18 protein-coding genes are annotated in these 20,731 nt (G+C 72.3%); 13 read left to right on the top strand and 5 right to left on the bottom strand.

Features of this window, described 5'->3' with window-relative positions; genetic code table 11:
• Window positions 1-83 precede the first annotated feature (83 nt).
• Both OG753_RS24020 and OG753_RS24015 read left to right on the top strand, forming a co-directional pair.
• The gene (locus OG753_RS24020; RefSeq protein ID WP_405790081.1) at window positions 84-1,211 is read left to right on the top strand and encodes a DUF5937 family protein; all 1,128 of its coding nucleotides are present in this window, start codon (window positions 84-86) and stop codon (window positions 1,209-1,211) included.
• A gap of 232 nt (window positions 1,212-1,443) precedes the next feature.
• On the top strand, window positions 1,444-2,994 hold the full coding sequence (locus OG753_RS24015; RefSeq protein ID WP_327263761.1) for a M28 family metallopeptidase: 1,551 nt from the start codon (window positions 1,444-1,446) through the stop codon (window positions 2,992-2,994).
• 58 nt (window positions 2,995-3,052) lie between these two features.
• On the opposite strand, the gene OG753_RS24010 is transcribed toward OG753_RS24015, so the two are convergent.
• Window positions 3,053-3,790 carry a hypothetical protein gene (locus OG753_RS24010; protein WP_405790079.1) on the bottom strand — a complete coding sequence of 246 codons (738 nt, stop codon included), beginning with the start codon at window positions 3,788-3,790 and terminating at the stop codon, window positions 3,053-3,055.
• Between the two features lie 365 nt (window positions 3,791-4,155).
• On the opposite strand from OG753_RS24010, the gene OG753_RS24005 reads away from it, so the two are divergent.
• The 5 genes from OG753_RS24005 (at window position 4,156) to OG753_RS23985 (ending at window position 11,040) form a co-directional block, all read left to right on the top strand.
• Window positions 4,156-5,343, top strand: a complete 1,188-nt coding sequence (locus OG753_RS24005) for a CapA family protein (protein WP_405792779.1) — start codon at window positions 4,156-4,158, stop codon at window positions 5,341-5,343.
• Between the two features lie 212 nt (window positions 5,344-5,555).
• The gene (locus tag OG753_RS24000) at window positions 5,556-7,796 is read left to right on the top strand and encodes a HAMP domain-containing protein (protein ID WP_405792777.1); all 2,241 of its coding nucleotides are present in this window, start codon (window positions 5,556-5,558) and stop codon (window positions 7,794-7,796) included.
• 4 nt (window positions 7,797-7,800) lie between these two features.
• Entirely contained in the window at window positions 7,801-9,435 is a 1,635-nt protein-coding gene (pgsB, locus tag OG753_RS23995; RefSeq protein WP_405790077.1) for a poly-gamma-glutamate synthase PgsB, read from the top strand.
• Entirely contained in the window at window positions 9,432-9,914 is a 483-nt protein-coding gene (locus tag OG753_RS23990; RefSeq protein ID WP_327263757.1) for a poly-gamma-glutamate biosynthesis protein PgsC/CapC, read from the top strand. Before pgsB ends, OG753_RS23990 begins: the two co-directional genes overlap by 4 nt.
• A 46-nt stretch (window positions 9,915-9,960) precedes the next feature.
• The gene (locus OG753_RS23985) at window positions 9,961-11,040 is read left to right on the top strand and encodes an NlpC/P60 family protein (protein ID WP_327263756.1); all 1,080 of its coding nucleotides are present in this window, start codon (window positions 9,961-9,963) and stop codon (window positions 11,038-11,040) included.
• Here OG753_RS23985 and OG753_RS23980 read toward each other — a convergent pair.
• The gene (locus OG753_RS23980) at window positions 11,037-11,978 is read right to left on the bottom strand and encodes an SAM-dependent methyltransferase (RefSeq protein ID WP_327266875.1); all 942 of its coding nucleotides are present in this window, start codon (window positions 11,976-11,978) and stop codon (window positions 11,037-11,039) included. The genes OG753_RS23985 and OG753_RS23980 overlap by 4 nt on opposite strands.
• Before the next feature lie 155 nt (window positions 11,979-12,133).
• On the opposite strand from OG753_RS23980, the gene OG753_RS23975 reads away from it, so the two are divergent.
• Together OG753_RS23975 and OG753_RS23970 are read left to right on the top strand one after the other, a co-directional pair.
• Window positions 12,134-13,336 carry a sensor histidine kinase gene (locus tag OG753_RS23975; protein WP_327263755.1) on the top strand — a complete coding sequence of 401 codons (1,203 nt, stop codon included), beginning with the start codon at window positions 12,134-12,136 and terminating at the stop codon, window positions 13,334-13,336.
• A 17-nt stretch (window positions 13,337-13,353) separates the two neighbouring features.
• Window positions 13,354-14,028 (top strand): response regulator transcription factor, encoded by a 675-nt coding sequence (locus tag OG753_RS23970; RefSeq protein ID WP_327263754.1) that lies wholly within the window; start codon window positions 13,354-13,356, stop codon window positions 14,026-14,028.
• 22 nt (window positions 14,029-14,050) lie between these two features.
• Here OG753_RS23970 and OG753_RS23965 read toward each other — a convergent pair whose 3' ends face one another.
• The gene (locus OG753_RS23965) at window positions 14,051-15,490 is read right to left on the bottom strand and encodes a PH domain-containing protein (RefSeq protein ID WP_405790074.1); all 1,440 of its coding nucleotides are present in this window, start codon (window positions 15,488-15,490) and stop codon (window positions 14,051-14,053) included.
• Window positions 15,487-15,978: a PH domain-containing protein gene (locus OG753_RS23960; protein WP_327263752.1), complete on the bottom strand. Its 492-nt coding sequence runs from the start codon at window positions 15,976-15,978 to the stop codon at window positions 15,487-15,489. Before OG753_RS23960 ends, OG753_RS23965 begins: the two co-directional genes overlap by 4 nt.
• 31 nt (window positions 15,979-16,009) lie before the next feature.
• Here OG753_RS23960 and OG753_RS23955 point away from each other — a divergent pair, with 31 nt between their 5' ends.
• From OG753_RS23955 to OG753_RS23940, 4 genes are all read left to right on the top strand, one after another.
• Window positions 16,010-17,152: an NADH-quinone oxidoreductase subunit D gene (locus OG753_RS23955; RefSeq protein ID WP_405790072.1), complete on the top strand. Its 1,143-nt coding sequence runs from the start codon at window positions 16,010-16,012 to the stop codon at window positions 17,150-17,152.
• Window positions 17,153-17,190: 38 nt separating this feature from the next.
• Window positions 17,191-18,087, top strand: a complete 897-nt coding sequence (locus OG753_RS23950) for an arylamine N-acetyltransferase (protein ID WP_327263750.1) — start codon at window positions 17,191-17,193, stop codon at window positions 18,085-18,087.
• Between the two features lie 51 nt (window positions 18,088-18,138).
• On the top strand, window positions 18,139-18,354 hold the full coding sequence (locus OG753_RS23945) for a hypothetical protein (RefSeq protein WP_327263749.1): 216 nt from the start codon (window positions 18,139-18,141) through the stop codon (window positions 18,352-18,354).
• Between the two features lie 143 nt (window positions 18,355-18,497).
• Window positions 18,498-19,760 carry an alpha/beta hydrolase family protein gene (locus OG753_RS23940; RefSeq protein ID WP_405790071.1) on the top strand — a complete coding sequence of 421 codons (1,263 nt, stop codon included), beginning with the start codon at window positions 18,498-18,500 and terminating at the stop codon, window positions 19,758-19,760.
• A 10-nt stretch (window positions 19,761-19,770) separates the two neighbouring features.
• On the opposite strand, the gene OG753_RS23935 is transcribed toward OG753_RS23940, so the two are convergent.
• The gene (locus OG753_RS23935) at window positions 19,771-20,655 is read right to left on the bottom strand and encodes an NAD(P)-dependent oxidoreductase (RefSeq protein ID WP_405790069.1); all 885 of its coding nucleotides are present in this window, start codon (window positions 20,653-20,655) and stop codon (window positions 19,771-19,773) included.
• Between the last annotated feature and the right edge of the window lie 76 nt (window positions 20,656-20,731).

The following is a 20,731-nucleotide window of genomic DNA, read 5'->3' as shown; positions in this document are numbered from 1 at the left end:
GGGCCGCCCGCGGCCACTCGTACGGCGGCTCCGGGCGGCCCGCCCGGGGCTCCCCGCGCTGCGCGGAACGACAGAATGGCCTGATGAGCGTCACCATCGACATCGCCGGCCTGCCCACCGAGCGGATCACTTTCGCGCCCTCCCCGCTCGCGGAGCTCTGCATGTCCCTGCACGCGCTCTCCCAGCCCGCGCACCACCCCGGGCTGGCCTCCTGGACCACCGCCACCGCCGCGTCGCTCGATCCGTGTCTCGCGGACCGGCTGCTGGACGCCGATTTCATGTGGCGGAGCTCCTTCTCCGACATCTTCATGCCCTTCGCCGGGCTCCCCGGCGGAACGGGGCGGCCGGCCGCGACGCTGGCCGAGGAGCTGGACGTACTCGACCGGCTGGACGACGAGCAGTTCGTGCGGGCCGCCCTGGAGCACTGCTGGCTGGCGCTCTACAACGAGGGCGGCCCGGCCTCCTCGCCGCTGGCGGACCCGGCGGCACGGGCCAGGGCGCTGGAGACGGCCGCAGCCCGCGGTCCGCGCCAGCTGGAGTTCTCCGTGCGCCTGCTGGACGACACGGCGGCCGTACGGGTGTGGATGCGGCGCCTCCTGGAGGACTGCGACGAGGCCTTCTTCGCCGAGACGTGGAAGCGCGTCGAGCCCGGTCAGAGCGCCGACGCCCGGCACAAGAGCGAGGTGCTCCGCCGCAAGGGGCTGCCGGCCGCGCTCAAGGAGGTCTCGGCGGCGCTGAGCGTCGACGGGGGCGGTAGCACCATCACCGTCGACAAGATGGTCCACGGGTCGGCCACCGCGACCGATCCCCGAATAGGCACCGGCCTGGTCTTCGTACCGACCAACTTCGGCTGGCCGCACTTGCTGGTGCTGCACGCTCCGGGCTGGCGGCCGGTGGTCCACTATCCGCTCGGCAGTCCCGAACCGGCCTCCGCGCCGGGCTCGGTGGAGCTGCTGCAGCGGCGGATGGAGGCGCTGGCGCATCCCCTGCGGATGAGGCTGTGCCGGAGTCTGGCGCGGGCCCCGTACACGACGAGCGAGCTGGCGACCGTGCACGGGATCACCGCGCCGGAGGTGTCGCGCCATCTGGCCGTCCTGAAAAGGGCCGGTCTGATGCATACGCGGCGACAGGGACGGTATGCCCAGCACCAGTTGGATCTGCCCGTGGTCGCCCGTATCGGATCGGACTTCATCGAGGGCATCCTCCGCTAGGACGAATCGGCAGGCAGTTGGCCGGAATCAAGCGGCCCAGAGTCACCGATATACGGAATTCATAAACCGGAATCAGCGAAAACTCTGGCCATCGTGGCCACTTGCTGTCTAACGTGCGTCCACCGATCCCCCACGTAACGCGCACCACTTCTGCTTGTCCGATGCACCACGCTCCGCCTTGCTGTGCCCTGCTCCGCCCTGCCCTGCTCGCCTTTGTCGTGGAAGGACCTTCATGCCCTCACGTCGTATAGCCGCAGCAACCGCCGCCCTGGCAGCCGCGGCGCTCGTCTCGCCCCTGCTGCTCGCCGGACCGGCCGGCGCCACCGGGAGCCCGCAGAGCGACGCCGCCCGGGGCAACGCCCTGGCCAAGAAGCTGGTCAAGGACGCGACCGGCAAGGGCGCCTACAACCACCTCAAGGTCCTGCAGTCGCTCGCCGACTACAACAACGGCAACCGCGCGGCCGGTTCCAAGGGCCACGAGCAGTCGGCCAAGTACATCGAGGCCGTGATGAAGGCGGCCGGCTACACGGTCACCAGGAACGAGTTCGACTTCGTCTACGTCGAGACCATCGAAGAGAAGCTGACGGTGGGCGGCGCGAACGAGCGCGACGTACCGATCCACCTGATGACCTACACGGCGAACTCCCCGGAGGGCGGCGTGACCGCCGACGTCGCCGTCGCCCCGGTCGACGCGGACGGGACGAACGGCTGCGAGCCCGGCGACTTCGCCTCCGGCACCTTCACCGGCAAGATCGCCCTGATCAAGCGCGGCGGCTGCACCTTCGCGGTGAAGCAGCAGAACGCGGCGACGGCCGGAGCCGTCGGCGCGGTCATCTTCAACAACACCGCGGGCGCCCTGAACGGCACCCTCGGCGACCCGACCCTCGGCAAGGTCCCGACGGGCGGCATCACCCAGGAGGACGGCGAGAAGCTGGCCGCAGAGGCCGCCGCCGGCCCGGTCCAGGTCACCCTCGACATCCGCGAGCTGCGCGAGAACCGCAAGACGTTCAACGTCATCGCCGAGACCAAGGGCGGCGACGAGAACAACACCGTCTTCCTCGGCTCGCACCTCGACTCGGTCGCGGCCGGCCCGGGCATCAACGACAACGGCTCGGGCTCGGCGGGCATCCTGCAGGTCGCCCAGCGGCTCGCGAGCGAGCAGAAGAAGGTCAAGAACAAGGTCAAGTTCGCCTGGTGGTCGGCGGAGGAGTTCGGCCTGCTCGGCTCCGAGGCGTACGTCGCCGGCCTCACGGACGCGCAGAAGAAGCAGATCAAGCTCTACCTGAACTTCGACATGATCGCCTCGCCGAACGCCGCCTACTTCGTCTACGACGGCGACGACTCGGACGCGACCGGCTCGGGCCCCGGCCCGGAGGGCTCCGCCCAGCTGGAGAAGGGGATCAACGACTTCCTCGACTCGAAGAAGATCCCGCACGAGGGCACGGACTTCTCGGGCCGCTCGGACTACGGCCCGTTCATCGAGGTGGGCATCCCGTCCGGCGGTACCTTCACCGGTGCCGAGGGCATCAAGACCGCCGAGCAGGCCGCGAAGTTCGGCGGCCAGGCGGGTGTCGCCTACGACGTGAACTACCACGGCAAGGGTGACGACATCACCAACATCGACCAGAAGGCGCTCGACATCAACGTCGACGTCATCGCGGACGCGGTCGGCCACTACGCCCACGACCTGGCCCCGCTGTCGAAGCCGGTCGTCTCGCAGCCCACGGGCGGCACGGGCAGCGGCGGCGGCCTGCACCAGGGCCACGACGAGGTCACGCAGTAACCAGCCGGTGAGGAGGGCCGGGATCCCCTGCGGGGGGGTCCCGGCCCTTCGGCGTCCCCTACGGGGCGGCCCGCGACCACCGCTCGGTGACGTACGTGATCGCCCGGGCGGTCTCGTCCAGCCGGCGGGAGCCGGAGCGGGTGGTCCTGCTCAGTTCCACGTGCAGGAAACGGGTCCCGTGCTCGGCCGCGAGCCGGCCCTGCTCATTGGTCCGGCCCGCCAGCCGGCACGTGTCCGACCAGGCCCGGCACACCTCGACGCCCTGGCCGGCCAGCTTCCCGGCGAGCCGTTCGGCGTCCTCGACCGCCAGGCTCCCCCTGCCGGTGGAGACGACGGAGCCGGTGCCAGGGATGGAGTCGTCGGCGAAGCCGTGCAGCTGGACGCCGGGCAGGCCGCGCCGCGCGAGTTCCGTGATCACGGCGTGGAAGACCGAGTCGGTGCGGTGCGCCATGTCCGCCGGGCCCCCGGCGTCCCCGTCGTCCGCCTCGTCGCCGGCTCCGCCCTCGCCGGGGCCCGCGCCCGCCCCCGCGGTGCGGTGGGCCCCCGCCATGACCATGACCCCGCCCGGGGCGCCGCGCAGCACCCTGGCCCCGAGCCGCTCGGTGCCCTGGTCCGCGACGGGGTGCGGGACCTGGACCGACCAGCGCGGGGGCGCGCCGAGGGCGACGTAGACCCGGCCCCATCCCCGGGTGGCGGAGCCGGAGCGGCCCGCACCGTCGGAGACCTCCGCGAAGCGGCGCCCGCCGGCCGCGTCGGTGAAGACGTCGATCCTGTAGTCCACCTCGGCCAGCCGCATGCGCGCTCGGTCGACATCTCCGTCGAAAAGGGCGGAAACGCCTTCGACAAAGATCGCTTTCTGGGCTCGTGTGGGCGCACGATATCCGCCCGTCATCCCGAATTCCGCGGCGAAGCGTGTGACCCGGCCAAGTAGATCTATGTCCTCCGCCACAGGCGACGACGAGGGGGCAGCGCTCTTTTGGCCCGAATTGGTCGGATTAAAAACGGCGCAGGACGCCATCGACATGATCACACCACAAATGATCAAGCCGATCGTCAGGTCCTTCGTGGACGTCACAGTCTTCACTGGCTGAAAATAGCCGAGTGAAAATCGCCCCTCCCCGTCCGGCCTCCACTCCGGCCCGCGCCGCACTCCTCCTCCCGCTGGGCCTCGCGCTCGCGGGGTGCGGCCTGCTCGGTGGCCCGAAGGAGGCTCCCGGGACGGCCTCGGACGACGCGGCGGGCGGGAGCGCGGGCCGTTCCTTCACGGTCGCCGCCGCCGGGGACATCCTGATCCACCCCCAGCTGACCGGGCAGGCCGCCCGGGACGCCAAGGCGGCCGGGCACACGGGCTACGACTTCGACCGGATCATGGCCGGGGTCAAGCCGGTCATCAGCAAGGCCGACCTCGGCATCTGCCACATGGAGCCGGTCCTGGGCAGGCCGAACGGCCCGTTCCAGACCTACCCCGACTTCCTCGTCCCGCCGCAGATCGCCAAGACGATCAAGAACGTCGGGTACGACACCTGCTCGACGGCGTCGAATCACACCCTCGACCACGGCCCGGAGGGCGTGTACCGGACCCTGGACACCCTGGACCGGGAGGGCCTCAAGCACACCGGCTCCGCCCGGAACAAGGAAGAGGACGACAAGCCCCTGATCCTGGACGTCAAGGGCGTCAAGGTCGCCCAGATCTCCTTCGCCTTCGGCTTCAACGGGCGGGAAGTCCCCAAGGACAAGCCCTGGCTGGCCAACCTCATCAGCTTCAAGGCCATCGCCGCGGCCGAGAAGAAGGCCCGCGCGGCCGGCGCCGAGGTGGTGATCCTCTCCATCCACTGGGGCCGCGAGCACCAGCCGAACCCGAGCAACCCGCAGCTGGAACTGGCCCGCCGCATCGCCAAGGAGACCGGCATCAACCTGGTCATCGGCCACCACGCCCACGTCGTGCAGCCGATGGAGAAGGTCGACGGCACCTGGGTCGCCTACGGGCTCGGCAACCAGCTCGCCCGCCACGACGTGCCCAGCGGCCTGACCGAGGAGGGCGCCATCGGCTGGTTCGAGTTCAGCGAGAAGGACGGCGCGTGGGACGTCCGGGCCCGCTTCGTGCCCACCTTCACCGACATCCCGCCGGACCCCGAGAGCACCCCGGGATCGGACCTGCCCGGCGCACAGCCCGAGCCGGTGCGCGACCACCGCCTGGTCGATGTCGTGGAGGCCCTCAAGAACGACAAGAACCTGCTGCCCGAGCAGCGCTCCCGCTACCGCCTCGCCTTCGAGCGCACGCAGGGCACCATGCTCAACCGCGGCGCCGCCAAGGACGGACTGCGCCCCCTGCGCGAACTGCCCGAGTGACACCACCGGGCACACCGGCCCGCGTACGTACGCACGACCTCCCGCTCTCCGGCGCGGTCCGGGCCGGTCCGGCTCGGCCCGGCTCAGCCCGGTCCGGTTCAGCCCCGTCCGGTTCAGCTCCGTTCAGCCCCGTCCAGCCCAGTCCAGGAAGGACCCCCTCCGTGGCCGTATCCCGCGCCAAGCGGCGGCACAAGGCCGGCCGCAGGGCCGACATGTCACTGCTCGGCGGCATCAGGCCGCCGATCACCGTGCTGTCGGTGCTGCTGCTCGCCCTGGCGGGGTTCACCGCGCTGAGCCTGGGCAGCGTCCGCGAGGACCGGCTGCCCGCGGCCGTGCTCACCTCCCAGCAGCACTTCGCCGAGGACGGCGCGATCGCGCTGCGCGCCTCGCTGGACGAGAGCGTCACCGACCTCGGCCGGGCCGGGGCCCTCTTCTCCGCCGGGAAGCCCGTCTCCCCGGACGCCGTGCTCGACAAGATCGGCAGCGTCTACCAGAAGTGGCGCGGCACCGCGGTCGTCGAGATCGGCTCGGGCCGGCTGCTGGCCGCCCGCGGCGAGAACCTCCCCCTGACCGCGATCGACCGCACCCGGCTCGCCGACGAAGGCGGCCTGGCCCCCCGCATGGTCAAACTGGCCAACGGCGAGACCCGGTTGCTCACCCTCTCCCTGCTGTCCTGGGAGGACCGTCCCCAGCAGCTGCTGGTCGCCTCCAGCAGCCTGCGCTTCCCCGGCATCAGCCTCGGCAACTTCCGTTCCATCGCCGTCGTCGGCTCCGACGGCAAGGTGCTCAGCAACGACGGCATCCCCGAGCCCGAGATGGTCCTCACCGACCTCCAGCGCGCCGACGTCAAGCGCGACACCAAACAGCTCGACTCCTTCGCCAGGACCGCCGCCAAGCGGACCGCGGCCAACCCCCTGACCGCGAAGGAGCCCGGCTCCGGCGGCTTCCTCGGGGTCAGCGGCAGCCTGATGGGCGGCGAGTGGGGCGGTGAGCGCGCCGCCGCGGGCTACGCCCGCCTCGCCGGACCCGAACCGGGCGTCGGCACCAGCGCCACCAGCCTGGAGCTGACCGTCGTCGCCATGGTCAACGTCGCGCAGAACCCCGCGCGCACCTCCGACGCCTTCGCCGGGCTGATCCTGGCCGGCGCCCTGCTGCTGGTCGGCGCCCTCGTCGTCGCCCTGCTCGTCGGCACCGTGCAGCGCCCGCTGATCGCCCTGTTCCTGGAGAGCCGTCGGCTGACCCGCGGTGACCTGACCCGCCCGGTGTCCGTCCCCCGCGGGGGCGAGGCGGCCAGGATCGGCACCGCCCTGGAGCGGTTGCGCGGCCAGCTGCTGGAGGACACGGCGCCCGGCTCCCGCGGCACGCGGGGGCGCCGCGGCGGCGCCCGTGTGCTCCTCGCCCTGTGCGGGGTCCTGCTCCTGGCCTGGTGCGTGCCCCTGGGCCTGCTGGTCAACCGGGCCGGCGCGGACGTCGTCGTACCGCAGCAGCTGGTCAACGACCAGCGGGAACGCACCGACACCCTCAACGACCGGATCCGCCGCGCCCTCAACGAGGGGCAGGCCGACCTGCTGTCCGTCGCCTCGCTGATGGCCGACGACACCACCCCGCAGCACATGACGAGCGTCCTGGAGCACACCGCCAGGGAGCACCTGCGCTACGCGTCCCTGTACGTGCTCGACAGCACCGGCAAGGTCCTCGCCCAGGCGGGCGGAACCCCGCAGGCCGCCGGGGGCAAGGGGCCCCGCAAGGAGCCGATCGCCCTCCACGACGGCGGCAAGGAACCGGTCGTCATCGCGACCGCCCAGGTCCCGGGGCGGGACGGCACTGCCGTCGTCGGCGAGTTCCGCATCGACTTCCTCAACTCGCTGCTCAGGCGCCCGGGCCTGGGGGAGATCCGGGTGGTCGACTCCCAGCACCGGATCATCGCCTCCAACAGCGGCTACCGCGCCTTCGAGAAGCTCGACGACGAGCGGCTGGACGCCCTCGTCGCGGGCTCCGCCCTCAAGGTCGGCATGTCCCCGCGGCCCGGCAGCATCCTCTACCGCAGCGGCGGCGACCACGTGATCGCGGCGGCCGCCCCGTTCGTGGGCGGCGGCGCCGCCAAGCCCATGGACTGGACCGTGGTCAGCTGGCAGTCCGCCAAGGGCCTGGCCATCCACGAGTACAGCCTGCAGAACCGCACGGTCCTCGCCGGCCTGCTCGGCCTCGCTGTCGGCGCGGCCTGCCTGGGCTGGCTCCAGATCATCGTGGTCGCCCCGCTGCGCGAGCTCGCCCGGCGCGCCGAGGCCCTCGCCGACGGCGACCGGCGCACGGTGCTGTACCCGCGCCACCACGACGAGGTGGGTGCCGTGACGCGCAGCCTGGAGATCATCCGCCAGCAGCTCCAGCAGCGTCAGCAGCAGCAGCGCAAGCAGGCCGACGCACGGCCGTCCGCCCCGGCCGGAAGGAACTGATCCCGTGCTCTTCCTCTACTGCGTGCTGCTGGTCTGCTGCACGATCATGCTCGTCGCGGGCATCGTGGAGCAGCGCCGGCACTTCGCCAGCCTGCACCGGATACCCCACCGGGTGCTGGTCAACGGCATCCGCGGCAAGAGCTCCATCACCCGGCTGTGCGCGGGGGCGCTGCGCGGCGGCGGCCTGGTCACGGTCGCCAAGACCACCGGCACGGCGGCCCGGTTCATCCACCCGGACGCCACCGAGGAACCGGTCTACCGCAAGTTCGGCATCGCCAACGTCGTGGAGCAGATCGGCATCGTGCGGCGCGCCTCCGCCTACCGTCCCGACGCGCTCGTCATGGAGTGCATGGCGGTCATGCCGGCGCTCCAGGAGATCAACCAGTCCAAGCTGATCCAGTCGACCATCGGCGTCCTGTGCAACGTCCGCGAGGACCACGTCGCCGAAATGGGCCCGACCCTCGACGACATCGCGCGCTCCCTCTCCCGGTCGATGCCGCACGGCGGGATCTGCGTCACCGCCGAGAAGGAGCGCTTCGACGTCCTCCAGGAGGAGGCGGACGCCCGCGACTGCCGGCTGGTGTACGCGGACCCCGACACCGTCTCCGACGAGGAGCTGCGCGGCTTCAGCTGGTTCACCTTCAAGGAGAACGTCGCCATCGCGCTCACCGTCGCCGAGCTCCTCGGCGTCGACCGGGAGACCGCCCTGCAGGGGATGTACGAGGCCCCGCCGGACCCGGGCGTGCTCTCCGTCGAGCGGTACCTGGCCCCGGGCGGGAAGCGGCTGCGGTTCGCCAACGTCTTCGCGGCGAACGACCCCGAGTCGACGCTGATGAACATCAACCAGCTGCTGGACCTGGGTGCGGTGGAACGCCCCCTGAGCGTGGTGATCAACTGCCGGCCGGACCGGGTCGAGCGCAACGGCCAGATGGGCGGGATCATCCCCGAGCTGCGGCCGGACAAGGTCTTCGTGATCGGCCACCCCGCGAAGAGCGCCATCGACGCGATCCCGGCCGAGTGGCGCGACCGCGCCGTCGACCTGGGCGGTGACCACCGCGACGGCGAGGAGTTCATGCGGGAGCTGCTGGGGCACCTCGGGCCCAGCTCCTCGCTCGTCGCCATCGGCAACATCCACGGGCAGGGCGAGGTGCTGCTGGAGCACCTCGCGGAGCTGCCGGCGGACGAGACGGACGACGCGCACGACTTCGACCGCTCCGACGACTCCGACGGCTGGGGCTCCGTACGGCAGGAGGAGCCGGCGGGGCAGTACGCCCGCCCCTTCGACCCGTACGCGGACGCCCCGTACGGCCGGGACCCGTACGCGCAGGACCCGTACGCGCAGACGCCGTACGCGCAGGACCCGTACGGCGGCGGACAGGTCCAGGGCGGCCGGGACCCGTACGCGCAGACCCCGTACGGTCACGGCGCCGCGGCACCCCGGGTGCCGGACCCGTACGCGCAGGCACCGCGGGCGGCCGCGCCGTACGCCCCCGCCCCCCTCCCCGACCCGTACGGCATCCGCGCCGCCACGCCCGTACCGGCCTGGCCGCAGACGCCTCAGCCGCAGCCGCAGCCGCAGCCGCAGATCCACCCGAGCCCCCCGCAGGGGTACGGGCAGAAGCCTGGAGAGACCCGTTGATCCCCGCCGTCCTCACCCCCGAGATCGCCGCGATCGGCATTGCCCTGGGTCTGCTCTTCTCGCTCGTCTGCTACCTCACGACCAACCTCTCGCCCGGCGGAATGATCACCCCCGGCTGGCTGGCGCTGACCCTCCTGGAGGACCTCCAGCGCGCCGCCCTCGTGGTGGGCGTGACCGTCATGACGTACGTGCTGACGCTGATCGTGCAGCGCTTCGTGATCCTCTACGGCAAGCGACTGTTCGCCGCCGTCGTGCTGCTCGGCGTCCTGCTCCAGGCCACCGTGGTCATCGTGCTCCAGATGGAGTTCCCGCTCCTCTACACGAACCAGACCCTCGGCTTCATCGTGCCGGGCCTGATCGGCTACCAGCTGGTCCGCCAGCCGAAGGGAGCCACGCTGCTCGCCACCGGCAGCACCACGCTCATGACCTACGTCGTGCTGACCGCCGGCATCCTGCTCGGCGTCATGCCGGCCGCGTGACCCCCGAAAACCCGCGCCCGTACTCAACCGCTCCGGAGCCCCCCGCATGACCGCCAAGTCGAAGAGCCGCACACGTCCCGCGCTGCACGCGGTCACCGTGCTCGCACTGCTGGCCGGCAGCGCCTACCTCACGTACGCGCTGCGCGTCCAGGAGCAGGCCAAGGCGCCCGCCGTCCAGGTCGTCGTCGACAAGAACATCGCGGCCGGGATCGATGCGGGCGCGGCGGGCGCCCAGAAGTGGGAACGCCTCCAGAGCCCCGACCGGTCGGTGATGCGGGACGGCACCGGCCAGGTGCTGGCCACCTTCACCGACAGCGCCCGCACGGCCACCCTCACCGGGCCGAGCCGCACCTTCACCGAGCCGGCCAACACCACGACCCGGGTCGTCACCGAGAACTGGGTCCGCCTGATGCCGCAGCCGTGGAAGGAGGGCGCGGAGAACGAGCAGTGGTTCAAGGAGTGGTTCAAGAAGTACTTCGGGAGTCAGGAGGACGACATCTTCGCGATGGCCTTCCAGTACGGCGACCAGGCCCCGGTGAAGAAGGACCCGCAGGGCGTCTCCTACGCGGGTGACGCCGCCTTCGGCCCGCTCAACCCCGCCGGCTCGGCCGGCAACGACCTGCGCCTGGAACAGTCGGACTTCTACGACTACCTCGGCACGCCGTACACCTTCCGCGACGGCACCAAGAAGCAGCCCCAGACGGCCCGGTACCGGGCCATGGACTGCTCCGGCTTCATCCGCACCGTCTTCGGCTTCCGGGCCCGCTACCCGCTGATGTCCGACGACAAGCCCGGCTCCGGCCTGCCGCGCACCGCGAACGGCATGGCCCGCTCCGCCCTGGGCGCGGACGTCCTCCCCCTCAAGGGGGTCGGCGCGCAGGACCGGCCCGTCTCGATCGACGTGATCCAGCCGGGCGACCTGCTGTTCTTCAAGCTCGACGCGCGCACCAAGGAACGCCTCGACCACACGGGCATCTACCTGGGCACGGACACCGACGGCCACAAGATCTTCATCTCCAGCCGGGAAGAGGCCAACGGCCCGACCATCGGCGACAAGGGCGGCACCTCGCGCCTCGACGGCAACGGCTACTACGCGACGACCCTGCGCAGCGCCAAGCGGCTCTAGGTGTGTTGTCCGCCCCGCGGGGGCCACGGGCCGACGCCGACCGGCTGGACCAGCCAGCCGAAGGCGCCCAGCCCGGCGCGGTCCGTGAGCTCGGCCGCCTCGCCGGCCCCGGACAGGGCCCGTACATAGGCCACCGGGTCGGCCGAGGCCAGCGCCAGCGGGGGCCGGGCGCCCGAGACGCCGAGGGCGGTCAGGGCCTCGCGCTGGGTCAGCAGGACGGCCCCCGGGCCCGCGCACGAGTCCAGGGCCACGTGCGCGGTGACGTCGCAGGAGCCGTCCGGGACCGGCGGGACCTCCCGGCCGCCGCGAAAGCCCGTCAGGGTGCCGTACGGGGGCCTCGCATCGCGGGTGTGGGCGTAGTCCACCGCCACCGCCAGGCCCCGCTCCAGGGTCCCGGTGGCGGCCGCCCAGGCCTCGTCACGGGTCCGGCCGATCTCCGCGCGGCCGCCTCCGGGCCACCAGCGCTCCAGCCAGGCCCGGTCCGCGTCGTCCAGCGGGCCGCCCGGGGTCTGCGTACCGTTCCGGGCGACCAGGACGTAGCGCCCGTCCTCGGCGACCTCCAGGGGCACGTTGTCCAGCCACTCGTTGGCGAAGAGCAGCCCCGTCGTCCGCTCGGGCGGGGCCGCCGCCCAGTGGATCCGCGGGTCGAGCCCGGCCGGCCGCTCCGCCCGCTCCACGGCGTACGGGCGCACCCGTGCGGCCGTACGCGGGTCCAGCGCGGCGAGCACCCCGGCCAGCAGCTCCCCCCGCCCGGCCCCCACGTCCACCAGGTCCAGCTCCGCCGGGTGCCCGAGCTCGGCGTCCACCCACCGCAGCAGCCGGGCCACGGCCCCCGCGTACAGCGGCGAGGCGTGCACGGAGGTGCGGAAGTGCCCGGCTGGGCCCGGCCCGCCGGGGCGCACGTAGAAGCCGTCGCGGCCGTACAGCGCGGCCTCCATCGCCCTGCGCCACCGGACCGGATTCGTGCCTTCATCCTGAGAGCTCACCGGACAAAGGCTATGTTCACCGTCCACCTTGGGGAGTACGCCCCCAAGGTCAGGTTCGGACCTCTGGTTGACTCCAGCACCTATCTGCGTTCCCTACTCTGGGTTACGTGCAGCGCCTCTACGACTTCCTCCGCAGACACCCGACGGGCGTCGACAGCTTCTGGGCTGTCTTCCTCTTCGGGATCGGGATGCTGCAGGTCGCCGACGACAGTTTCAGCAGCACCACCGCACGGCTGCTCGCCGTTCCCGCGGTGGTCGCGATGGGTGTCGTGGTGGCCCTGCGCCGCAAGTGGACGCAGGGCATGTTCTGGCTGGCCGTCGGGACCGGCGTCTACAAGCTGATCACCCATACCGAGGTGAACAACGCCGACCTCGCGATGCTGATCATCCTGTACACGGTCGCCGCCTCGTCCGAGATCTCGCGGCGGATGTCCCGTACCGCGTTCGCCGTCGGATTCCTCGCCTCCCCCCTGTACGCCCTGCGCTTCCAGGTGGACAAGGGCGACTTCCGCGACGACATCCTCTTCATGCTCTTCGCGATCGTCCCCTTCGTCCTCGCCTGGGTGCTGGGCGACTCCCTGCGCACCCGCCGGGCCTACTACGCCCAGCTCGTCGAGCGGAACCAGCGCCTGGAGAACCAGCGCGAGGCCCAGGCCAAGGTGGCCGTGGCCGCCGAGCGCGCCCGGATCGCCCGCGAGCTGCACGACGTCGTCGCGCACAACGTCTCGGTGATGGTGGTCCAGGCCGACGGGGCGGCGTACGTCATGGACGTGGCCCCCGAACAGGCCAAGGAAGCCCTGCAGACCATCTCCGGCACCGGCCGCCAGGCCCTGGCCGAGATGCGGCGGCTGCTGGGCGTGCTGCGCACCGGCGAGCCGCAGGAGTCCGAGGACTATGTGCCCCAGCCGGACGTCGAGCAGATCGAGGTCCTGGTCGAGCAGGTACGGACGGCGGGGCTCGCGGTGGACTTCGAGGTCGAGGGCGCGCCGCGGCGGCTGCCCAGCGGGGTCGAGCTGACGGCGTACCGGATCGTGCAGGAGGCACTGACCAACACCCGCAAGCACGGCGGCCCGGACGCGAAGGCCAGCGTCCGCCTGGTCTACTTCGACGACGGGCTCGGCCTGCTGGTCGAGGACGACGGCCGGGGCGCGGCCCACGAGCTGTACGAGGACGGCGGCGCCGACGGCGCCGGGCACGGGCTGATCGGCATGCGCGAGCGGATCGGTATGGTCGGCGGAACCCTGGACGCGGGGCCCCGGCCCGGTGGCGGCTTCCGGATCAGCGCACTGCTTCCCCTGAAGAAGAGATGACGAGGACGAGGTAACTGATGTCCATCCGCGTGATGCTGGTCGACGACCAGGTGCTGCTGCGCACCGGTTTCCGTATGGTGCTCGCCGCCCAGCCGGACATGGAGGTCGTCGCCGAGGCGGGCGACGGCCTGGAGGCGCTGGAGGTGCTGCGGTCCACGAAGGTGGACGTGGTGCTGATGGACGTCCGCATGCCCAGGCTGGACGGGGTCGAGGCGACGCGGCGGATCTGTGAGCCGGAGGAGCACCCGAAGGTGATCATCCTGACCACCTTCGACCTGGATGAGTACGCCTTCTCGGGCCTGAAGGCGGGCGCGAGCGGGTTCATGCTGAAGGACGTCCCGCCGGGCGAGCTGCTCGCGGCCATCCGCTCGGTGCACAGCGGGGACGCGGTGGTGGCCCCGTCCACGACGCGGCGCCTGCTGGACCGCTTCGCGCCGATGCTGCCGACGACCACCGAGGAGCCGCGGAACAAGGAGATCGAGCGGCTGACGGAGCGCGAGCGCGAGGTCATGCTGCTGGTCGCGCAGGGCCTGTCGAACGGCGAGATCGCGGCCCGGCTCGTCCTCTCCGAGGCGACGGTGAAGACCCACGTGGGCCGCATCCTGACCAAGCTGGGGCTGCGCGACCGGGTCCAGGTGGTGGTCCTGGCGTACGAGACGGGCCTGGTCCGCGCGGGCGGCGGGGCCGGCTAGGGCGTCGGGGACCCGTCGGCTTTCACGTCTCCGCCTCCGCCTCCGGGGCCGTCATCCAGCGGTCCGGGCGGGCGGTGGCCCGGGAGGTGCGGGAGCGGGCCGCCTGGGCGTACAGCAGGGTCGCGGCCTCGGGCGCCGGCCGGAGCCGGGCCGTGACCGTGCAGTTCGCGCCGGTGTCCACGTGGACGTCGGCGACGCCGCGGGCGCGGGCCCACGGGCCCTGCGCGAAGCGGACGCTCTGCACCTTGGCGTGCGGGACGATCTCCGTACGCCGGCACAGGCGGCCGTGCCGTGCGGCGAAGACCTCCGGGGAGACGGCGAGACCGTAGCCCTTCCACCACACCGGGACCACCCAGCGGGACCCGGTCCGCGGGGACCCGGAAAAGGACAGGGCCGCCAGGTCCACCCCCGGCAGCACCCGGGCGATCACGGCGTATGCGGCTGCGCGCGAGGCCACCGGCACCAGGACCGTGTTCTTCGAGCCCGCGACGGCGAGCTCCACGCGGACCAGGCCGCGGCGCCGCCACAGCAGCGGCTCCACGATCCGTACGCTCTGCACCCGCCCCGGCGGCACCGTCTCGTGGGCCCGGTCCAGCATTCCGTGGTCCAGGCGCAGCCCGTCCGGGGATTCGGCGACGCGCCAGTCGAACTCGGTGAGGAACCGGCCGACTGTGCCCGTCCACACCGCGCCGAGCAGCGGGAGCATGGCGATGATGGCCGCGACCGGGCTGGAGCTGAGCCACCACACGACCGCGGGCACGATCAGCCCGGGGGCCAGCAGCGCCCACACGCCGAGGCTGAGGAGCAGCGACACGGCGAGCTCGCGCGGGCTCACGCGCAGCAGTTCGCGTTCGGGGGCCTCGCCCAGGCGCACCGCCTCCTCGGGGGCGAAGCCCGCGGCGCGGGCGAGGAGCTCGGCGCGCAGGGCGACGGCCTGCTTCTCGCTGAGGAAGGACAGCTGGTCCTTGTCCTCGGTGCCGATGACGTCGAGCCGCAGGCTGGCGACGCCGGTCAGCCGGGCCAGGAGCGGGCGGGTGACGTCCACGGCCTGGAGCCGGTCGAGGCGGATGTGCGCGGTGCGCCGGAAGAAGAGGCCGCTGCGGATGCGCAGTTCGGTGTCGGTCACGGCGTAGTGGGTGAACCACCAGCTCAGGAAGCCGTACGCGCCGAAGACCAGGATCAGGCCCGCGAACGCGGCCAGCCGCAGGAGGGCGGACAGGTCGGCGAGCCACCGGCCGGCCTGGTCGCCCTGCTGGGCGATCACGCCGACGGTCGCGGCGATCGGCACCCAGGCGCGGCGCAGCGGGGTGAAGGGGTGCAGGCGTCGTTCCGACGCGGATCCGCCGGCGGCGGACCCTTCCGCGGCGGGCGGTTCGGCGCCGTGGGCCGGGGCAGGGCTCTGGTCCGGAGCCGGGGCCGGGCCGTCGACCGGGGCCGGGCCGTCGGCCGGGGCGGGGTTCACAGGCCCGCCGACCTTGCCTCGCCGAGGGCGGTGAGCCGGTCGCGCAGCCGCTCCGCCTCGGCCGGCACCAGCCCGGGGATCTTGGCGTCGCTGGCGGCCGCGGCCGTGTGCAGCTGTACGGAGGCCAGGCCGAAGCGCCGTTCCAGCGGGCCCGAGGTGACCTCGACCAGCTGCATCCGCCCGTACGGGACCACGGTCTCCTCCCGCCAGAGCACTCCCCTGCTGATCAGCAGGTCGTCCGCGCGCTCCGCGTACCGCCAGGAGCGCCAGTTCCGGCCGAGCAGCACCCAGCCCCAGGCCAGGACCAGCAGCCAGAACGTTCCGAGGACCGCCCACACCGGGCCGGCCGTCAGCCCCAGTACGACGGCGGTCGCGACGGCGAGCAGCACCGTCCAGATCACCAGCAGCGTGCGCCGCAGAGTGAGCAGCCCACCCGGCAGCCCGACCCATGCGGGCCCGCCCGTCTCACCCATCGTCCCCGTTTCCATGCGTCCACACTAGGGCTGAGACAATGCCCGCATGACGGAGACCACGGTCGGTATCGGCGGAGCGGCGGAGAGCACCGACATGGTGCTCAACATCGGGCCCCAGCACCCTTCCACGCACGGCGTGCTGCGCCTGCGCCTCGTCCTGGACGGCGAGCGGATCGTCAGCGCCGAACCGGTGGTCGGCTATATGCACCGCGGCGCGGAGAAACTCTTCGAGGCCCGCGACTACCGGCAGATCGTGATGCTCGCGAACCGGCACGACTGGCTGTCCGCGTTCTCGAACGAGCTGGGCGTGGTCATGGCGGTCGAGCGGATGCTCGGCATGGAGGTCCCCGAGCGGGCCGTGTGGATGCGGACGCTGCTGGCCGAGCTGAACCGGGTGCTGAACCACCTGATGTTCCTCGGCTCGTACCCCCTCGAGCTGGGTGGCATCACCCCGATCTTCCACGCGTTCCGCGAGCGCGAGGAGCTCCAGGCCGTCATGGAGGAGATCTCCGGTGGCCGCATGCACTACATGTTCAACCGGGTCGGCGGCCTCAAGGAGGACCTCCCGGCCGGCTGGCTCGGCCGGGCCCGCGCCGCGATCGCCGACGTCCGGACCCGGATGGACGTCTACGACAAGCTGGTCCACGGGAACGAGATCTTCCGCGCCCGTACCCGCGGTGTCGGGATCCTGTCCGCCGAGGCGGTGCACGCCTACGGGGTCTCCGGCCCGATCGCCCGCGCGTCCGGTGTCGACTTCGACCTGCGCCGCGACGAGCCGTACCTGGCCTACGGCGAGCTCCAGGACGTCCTGAAGGTGGTCATCCGCACCGAGGGCGACTGCCTGGCCCGCTTCGAGTGCCTGCTGGACCAGACCCACAACGCGCTCGACCTGGCCGTGGCCTGCCTGGACCGGATGGACGTGCTCCCGCCGGGGCCGGTCAACCAGCGGCTGCCCAAGGTTCTGAAGGCGCCGGAGGGGCACACGTACGCCTGGACCGAGAACCCGCTCGGCATCAACGGCTACTACCTCGTCTCCAAGGGCGAGAAGACCCCGTACCGGCTGAAGCTGCGCAGCGCCTCCTACAACAACATCCAGGCGCTGGCCGTGCTGCTGCCGGGACAGTTGGTCGCGGACATGGTGGCGATCCTGGGCTCGCTCTTCTTCGTGGTCGGCGACATCGACAAATAGCCGCTCCCGCGGACATGTCCGGATCTAGAGTGATCAACATGATCACTGGCATATACACCGACTACCTGGCCCGGATCGGCGTCACGAATCCCGGATCCCCCTCCGTGGAAGGGCTGTTCGCACTCACGCGGGCCCATCTGGAGCGGATCCCGTTCGAGAACACCGACATCCAGCTGGGCCGGCCGCCGGCCATCGACCCCGAGCTGTCCGTACGCCGCCTCGCCGCGGGGCGCGGCGGCTACTGCTTCCACCTCAACGGCGCCTTCGCGGCGCTGCTGGAGCAGCTCGGATACGACGTGACGCTGCACGTCGGGGGCGTGTGCGCGGACACGGACTCCCGGGAGGTGAGCGGCGACCACCTCACGCTGACCGTACGGATCGACGGGCAGGCCTACTTCGTGGACGTCGGCCTGGGCGACGGCCCGCCGGAGCCGCTGCCGCTGCGCGAGGGACGGTACGAGCGGGGCTTTGCGTACGGCCTGCGGCCGCTCGGGAGCGCGGACGGATCCGGGTCCGGGTCCGAAGCGTCCGACGGGTCCGAAGCGTCCGACGGGTCCGACACGGGCTGGACCTTCCTGAATGAGGACTCCCCCTTCCCCGCGATGAACTTCCGCTCGGCCCCCGCGACCATGGCCGATTTCGCGGACGAGCACCTGCGGCTGTCCACCGCCGAGGACTCCCCCTTCCTGCAGTCCTTCTTCATGCTGCGGCGCCACGCCGGCGGCGTCCACCGGCTGCACGGCAAGGTCCTCCTCCACATCGGCCCCGACGGCGGGCGCGACAAGCGGGAACTGGCCTCCTCGCAGGAGCTCTCCGAGACCATGGCCACCGTCTTCGGACGGGAACTCGACGACCTGACGCCGGCGGACCGGGCCGCGCTGTGGGACCGGGTGGAGCGCGCGCACGAGGCGTGGCTCGCCTCCCAGCAGGACTGACGCGGGACCGACGCGGGACCTGTGTCGGTGCGGCAGGGCAGACTGGGCGGCATGTCCCACTCTCCCCGCCGGGCCTGCCCCTCCTGCGGCCGCGACTGCGCCGTCACCGCCGGACGGATCGCCCGCCACGATCCGCCCTCGGGGCGCGACCGCGGCGACCTGGTGTCCTGCCCGGGATCGCGGGCCCGCGTGGTGCTGGGCGCCTCCGCGCCGACGCTGGACGGCTTCGTGCTGTCCGAACACCCCGGGCAGCTCCCGCTGTTCTGAGGATCCGGTCGCACGCGGGCATCGCCGCCGCGCCGTGCGTCCGGCGTCCGGCGTCCGGCGTCCGGCGTCCGGGGGATTTCCCCCTCAACCGGCGGGTGCTGACCGGATGTTGAGGGGCGTCTGCCGTCCGTAGCGTTCCCGTCATGACGATCACGCAGCAGCACAGCAAGCAGCGGCATCGGCGGCGGGAGTGGCTGCGGCGCGGAGCAGCCGCCGTGGCCCTCGCCGCCGTACTCGGCGGGATCGCCGCCCCGGCGGCGCTCGCAGCACCCGCGGCCGGGGCAGCCGCGTCCGCCACGGCCGCCCGCGGCACGCTCGTCTCCGCCACCCCGCTGGACACCCTCGACCGCGACCGGGTCGTCGCCGAACTCGGCACGCTGGGCATCGACCCCGGAACCGTCCGGTACGGCGTGAGCGCCTACCGGCTCACCTACGCGACCGTGGACCCGCGGGGCCGGCCGACCACCGCGACCGGGCTGCTCGTCCTGCCGCGCGGCGGCCCGCACCGCCTCGACCTGGTCTCCGACACCCACGGCACGATCGCCACCCGTGACGACGCCCCGTCCGGGGGCGCCGGATACAACCGCCTCACGCCGTACCTGCACGCCTCCGCGGGCCGCGCCGTCGCCGCCCCGGACTACCTGGGCCTGGGCGGCGGCCCCGGCGGCCACCCGTACATGGACACCCGTTCCTCGGTCACGGCCTCCGTCGACATGCTGAAGGCCGCCCGCACGGCGGCCGGGCGGCTCGGGCGCCAGGTCACCCGGGACGTGTACGCCACCGGCTTCTCGCAGGGCGGCCAGGTGGCGATGGCCCTGGGCCGCGAACTCTCCCACGGCCGCGACGGCCTGCGGCTGCGGGCGCTGGCCCCGATCGCCGGGCCGCACGACCTGCTCGGCACCGAGTTCCCGGGGATCACCGACGGCCGGGTCGACCCGCGCAGCGCCGTCTTCTACCTCTCCTACTTCCTCACGGCCCAGAACCGGCTCCACCCGCTCTACAAGGACCCCGCCGAGGTGTTCCGGGCCCCCTATGCACAGGCTGTGGAAGGCCTGTTCGACGGCAGCCACCCGCCGCAGGACATCGTGGCCGCGCTCCCGGCGACTCCGCAGGAGCTGCTGACCCCGCAGTGGGCCGAGAACGTCCGCACCCCGAGCGGGGCCCTGCTGGAGGCGGTGCGGGTCAACGACGGCGTCTGCGACTGGAAGCCGGCCGCGCCCGTACGCCTCTACGCGGGCGCGGCCGACACCGACGTGCCGATCGCCAACTCCCGCGCCTGCGCCGCCGACCTGGCCCGCCACGGGGTCCGGGCGAAGGTCGTCGACCAGGGCCCGGACGCCGACCACACGACCACGGCGGTCCGCTCGGCGCCGCAGGTGGTGCGCTGGTTCGACTCGATCCGCTAGACACCCCCCTCTAGGCAGTCCTGCTGTCCAGGAGCTGGAGCAGGCGCGAGGTGCCGTCCGCGCCGAAGCCCGCGCCGACGCCGCGCCGGTAGAGCTCGGCGTGGGCGGCGAGGATCCCGGTGTCCACACCGGAGTCGGCCGCGGTGTGCAGGATGTGCTCGACGCTCGCGGCGCACATGGACAGGCGGGCCTCCGCGCCCGAGTGGTCTCCCGCGTCGATGCCCGGCGCGGACCCCTCGTAGAAGCCGCGCATCGAATCGGCCGTGTAGCCGGCGTACGGGAGGATGTCGGCCGCGCTCAGCCCGTTGGCGCGGGCGACGGCGACGGCCTGGTACCAGCCGGTGTACGCGGTCCAGAAGAGGATCATGTTGAGCTGGTAGTAGAGCTGCGCGTGGCCGGGGTCGGTGCCGCGGTGGTCGGTGGCGGCGAGCACGTCGAGCGCGGCGCGGTGCTCCTCGTAGACCTCCTGCGGGCCGCTGACGAAGAGGGAGGAGCCCTTCTGTCCGATGCCGGCCGGCGGCACGTTGACCCCGCCGGTGAGGTACGAGGCCCCGCGCGCCTCGGCCCACCGGGCTGCCGCGCGGGCCTTGTCCGGGACGTCGGAGGACAGGTTGGCCAGCACGCGGCCGCCGAGGTCGGTGTCGCCGAGTGTGCCGTACATGGCCTCGACGTCGATCAGGCTGAGCACGGTCAGCGCGCTCGCGGCCACGGCCTCGGCGACGTCGGCGGCGCGGTGGGCCCCGCGGGCGACGAGGTCGGCGTCCTTGCCCGCGCTGCGGTTCCACACGGTGACCTCGTAGCCGGCGTCGAGATAGGCGGCGGCCATGGCGCGGCCCATCGGTCCCAGGCCGACGACGGTGACCGTGGTGTTCGGGGTGGTCGGAATCTTGTTCATGACGGAGCTCTCCCCCAGCGAGATGGTCTAGAACGAACGCTCTATCCAGCGCTCGGAACGAACGTAGCATGAGACT

Origin of the sequence: Streptomyces sp. NBC_00029 (genome assembly GCF_045160505.1) — a bacterium.
In the GTDB taxonomy this organism is placed as follows: domain Bacteria; phylum Actinomycetota; class Actinomycetes; order Streptomycetales; family Streptomycetaceae; genus Streptomyces.
Note: the sequence above shows the minus strand (reverse complement) of the source record. Positions and strands in the feature narration are given on the sequence as shown.